Genomic DNA, 3981 nt, shown 5'->3' with positions numbered 1-3981 from the left:
CCCTTGCGCCAGTTGATCGAATTGCGCAGCAATGCCAATTCCGGCCTGGCCTTGATCGAGCTGGGCATTGCCTTGCAGCTGATGGGCGATGAAGCCAAGTCCAAGATCGCCCTGGCCGAAGGCCTGGCCAAGCCACGCGCCGAGGGTTACTGGTATGACTACGGCAGCCCGGTGCGCGATAACGCCCTGGCGTTTGCGCTATTGCAAAAGCACAAGCTCAACCCGCCCGGCTCGGTCGGCCTGTTGGCCGGCTTGATCGAACGCATCAAGGCGCGGCCCTGGTTCAGCACCCAGGATCAGATGGCGGTATTCCTGGCCGCACGCTGGCTCGATGCCACACCGGGCAGCGACTGGAGCGCCAGCCTCAGCGGCGACAAGGCACCGGCCAATCTGGCTGGCAAGGCCGCGCAATATGTCGCGCTGCCGCTGGCCGATGGCGCGGGCTACAAGCTGCAAAACACCGGCAAGGACAAGCTGTTTGCGGTGATGACCAGCAGCGGCCATCCGCGTGCAGTGGGCGAGGGCAGCCGTGGCCTGAGCGTGTCGCGCAGCTACTTTATGGCTGATGGTAGCAAGCTGCCGGCCAACCCGAGCCTGAAGACCGGCCAGACCATCTGGGTGCAAGTGAGCACCAATGCCAATTTCTTCTCGCCCAATCTGCTGGTGGTGGATAGAGTGCCGGCCGGTCTGGAGATCGAAAATACCAACCTGATCCAGGGCGAGAAGGGCGAGGCGGTGAAGATTGACGGCGTCAACCCGGTGGAGGCGATGAATGATCAGCGCATCGGCCATGTGGAATTCCGCGATGATCGCTTTGTGGCGGCAGTGCGGCTGGGCAGCTGGTGGAACGGCCCGCTGCGCCTGTTCTACCGCGCCAAGGTGGTCACCCCCGGCCGCTTCGTTATCCCGCAAAGCTGGGTGGAAGATATGTACGATCCGCAGCTGCACGCCGCCAGCAAGGAGCCGGGCATCATGCAGATCGACGATGTGCGCCCGCCGGCAAAAGGCGCGGTGAAGTCGGAATCGGACAGCATTGCAGCACCGGCGGCGAAGTAGGGCGAAGTGATGGCTTGAAGCAAGTCATGGCAAGCAAGCCATCACCAGTCTGCCGCAAACCGCTTTTGTAGGTCGGGACTCATCCCGACAGGGGCGCGGGACAGGGCGCAGTCGGAATAAATTCCGACCTACAAAAAGCCGCGCAGCCCTGAGCGCTGCCTTGGCGGCCCAGCTACAAGCGGCTTCCTCGAGAGCGGCTGCCGCGCCGTCCTGCCAATCAATTGGATATTCCCGCTTCTGTGAAATCTCGTGGTGTAACGCGCTTGTCTTTACGCAGCATCCTGGGCCGATTCAAACAGCACCTTACCGCCCTGACAGGCAAGAAGCCCAACCGTTGGCGCTGGCTGTTCGGCAGCCTGTTTGCCCTGCTGCTGACCTTGCTGCTACTTGATCGCTGCTTCCCCCTGCCGGTGCGCGGCCAGGGGGCGGACTTTGCGGCGGTGGTGCTGGCGCGCGATGGCACACCGCTACGCGCCTTTGCCGATGCCCGCCATGTCTGGCGCTATCCGGTGCGCATCGAGCAGGTATCGCCGCGCTATGTCGAGGCGCTGATCCGCTACGAAGACCGCGCCTACTGGTGGCACCCTGGCATCAACCCCTTGGCCATGCTGCGCGCTGCCGGCCAATGGCTGCGTGCCGGCCGGGTGGTATCGGGTGGTTCCACCCTCACCATGCAGGTCGCGCGCATCATCGACCCGGTGCCGCCGCGCACCGTAAGCGGCAAGCTACGCCAGACCCTGCGCGCCTTGCAGCTGGAGCTGCATTATTCCAAGCGCGAAATCCTCACCATTTACCTTAACTACGCACCAATGGGTGGGGTGCTGGAAGGGGTGGAGGCAGCCAGCCGCGCCTATCTGGGCAAGCCATCGAGCCGCCTAACCCATGCCGAGGCCGCGCTGCTGGCGGTGCTGCCACAAATGCCCTCGCGCCTGCGGCCAGATCGCTTCCAATCCGAGGCTTTGTTGGCGCGCAACAAGGTGCTTGGGCGCATGCAGGGCAAGTGGTCGCCCGGCGATATCCATGAAGCGCTGAATGAGCCGATGCTGGCGCTGAAAGCGCGAGAGCCCAAGCTGGCGCCCCTGTTGGCGAACCGCCTGCATCAGGCGCTGCCGGGCCAGGCGAAGATAGACAGCACCATCGATGCGGATGCGCAGCGCCTGGTCGAGCTGCTGCTGGCCGATCGCCTGAGCCTGTTGCCACCCAGGGTGTCGGCCGCGGCCCTGGTGGTCGACAACCGCGATATGAGCACCCTGGCCTATGCCGGCTCGGTGGACTTTGCCGATAAGCACCGTTTTGCCTGGGTGGATATGGTGCGCGGCATCCGCTCGCCCGGCTCCACTCTCAAGCCTTTTCTGTACGCAATGGCGCTCGATGAGGGCTTGATCCATACCGAATCCTTGCTGATCGATGCGCCACAATCGTTTTCTGGCTATGCACCGGGCAATTTCGGCCAGGCGTTTTCCGGCCCGGTGAGCGCATCGGAAGCCCTGGTGCGCTCGCTCAATGTGCCGGCGGTGCAAGTGCTCGATCACCTCAGTGCCGAGCGCTTTGTCGCCAAACTGCGCCAGGGTGGTTTGCCGCTGACCTTCCCGCGCGGCGCCAAGCCGAATCTGAGCGTGATTCTCGGTGGCGCCGGCACCAATCTGGAGGCGCTGGTGGGCAGCTACCGGGCGTTGGCCCGTGGCGGAATGGCCGGGCAGCCGCGCTTTGTCCGCAGTGCGCCGCTGCAGGAGCGGCAGCTGATGAGCGCCGGCGCCGCCTATATCGTGCGCAGCCTGCTGGAAGGCGGTGGCCCCACCGCCCAGGCGGTGGGCGTGCGTCCGGATCGGCGCGGTGTAGCGTTCAAGACCGGCACCAGCTATGGCTTTCGTGATGCCTGGACGGTGGGGGTGAGTGAGCGCTATACGGTCGGCGTGTGGATAGGCCGGCCCGATGGCACGCCCAACCCCGGCTTTTACGGTGCCAATGTCGCCCAGCCCTTGCTGCAGGCGATTTTCAACGGTCTGCCTGCGGAGGTCAGCGATCGGCGCAGCCCGCCCGCCAGCGTCAGCCAGTCCGCCATCTGCTGGCCGGAAGGGCGGCTGGCCGAGCATACGCCCGCCGAGCGCTGCCAGCAGCGGCGCCTTGCCTGGCTACTGAACCAGACCGCGCCGCCCACCCTGACCGGCGAGCACGATAGTGGCGACACCAGCCAGCAGTGGTTTGAAGACCCGCGCAGCGGCGAGCGGGTGATGCCCGACTGTGCGCCGCACGGCCTGCGCAGCGTTACCGCCGCCCGCTGGCCCACCCTGCTGCAACCGTGGCTGGACGACACCAGCCGCCGCGCCAGCCTGCCGCCGCCCTGGTCCAGCGCCTGCACCAAGGCCCGCCGACTGGCTGCCCCCTTGCATATACGCGGCGCAGTGAATGGCGAGCTGATCGTCGCCAGCCCCAGCCAGCCCGCGCCACTATTGCGCCTCTCCACCCAGGGCGGCAGCGGCACGGTGCAATGGCTGGTGAATGGCCGTTTGCAGCTGGCGGCGCTGGAAGGTGGCCGACAAATAATCAGGCTGCAGGAGGCTGGTAGCTATGCCATCACCGCCATTGATGAGGATGGCAATTTCGACCGGATCAGGGTGCGGCGGCGTTAGGCCTGTGTGGGTTTTGGCCGTGCGGTGTTTTGGCTGGCTTTGCCTCGGCTTGCTGCTTGTACCTTTGCCTTCTCGTTGAACGGCAAAGACGCCAGAAAGCCTTGAGAAAACGCTTCCCAAAATGTGCATCTGCATGTGGGATCCAGATGCAGGACTTGCGTCAAGCCGTGCTGCTATTTGCTATCCAAAAATCTCGGAAAAACGTAAAATGCCGCCCCTCTCGTGCGTCGCAATCCGTGAGAGTCCCCGTGTTGCGGCGCTTTTGGCGCCAAGATATTAGCGCTGCACTTTTTAG

At 64.5% G+C, this 3981-nt stretch carries 1 protein-coding gene and 1 pseudogene; both read left to right on the top strand.

Features of this window, described 5'->3' with window-relative positions:
• A pseudogene (locus ACE3OH_RS20455) lies at positions 1-1056 on the top strand (hypothetical protein); the annotation flags it as partial.
• Between the two features lie 263 nt (positions 1057-1319).
• The gene (gene pbpC, locus ACE3OH_RS20450) at positions 1320-3686 is read left to right on the top strand and encodes a penicillin-binding protein 1C (protein WP_374357494.1); all 2367 of its coding nucleotides are present in this window, start codon (positions 1320-1322) and stop codon (positions 3684-3686) included.
• The last annotated feature ends 295 nt before the right edge of the window (positions 3687-3981 follow it).

It is taken from the genome of Chitinimonas sp. (assembly GCF_041904975.1).
GTDB lineage: Bacteria > Pseudomonadota > Gammaproteobacteria > Burkholderiales > Chitinimonadaceae > Chitinimonas.
This window is presented reverse-complemented; position numbering and strand designations above follow the sequence as displayed.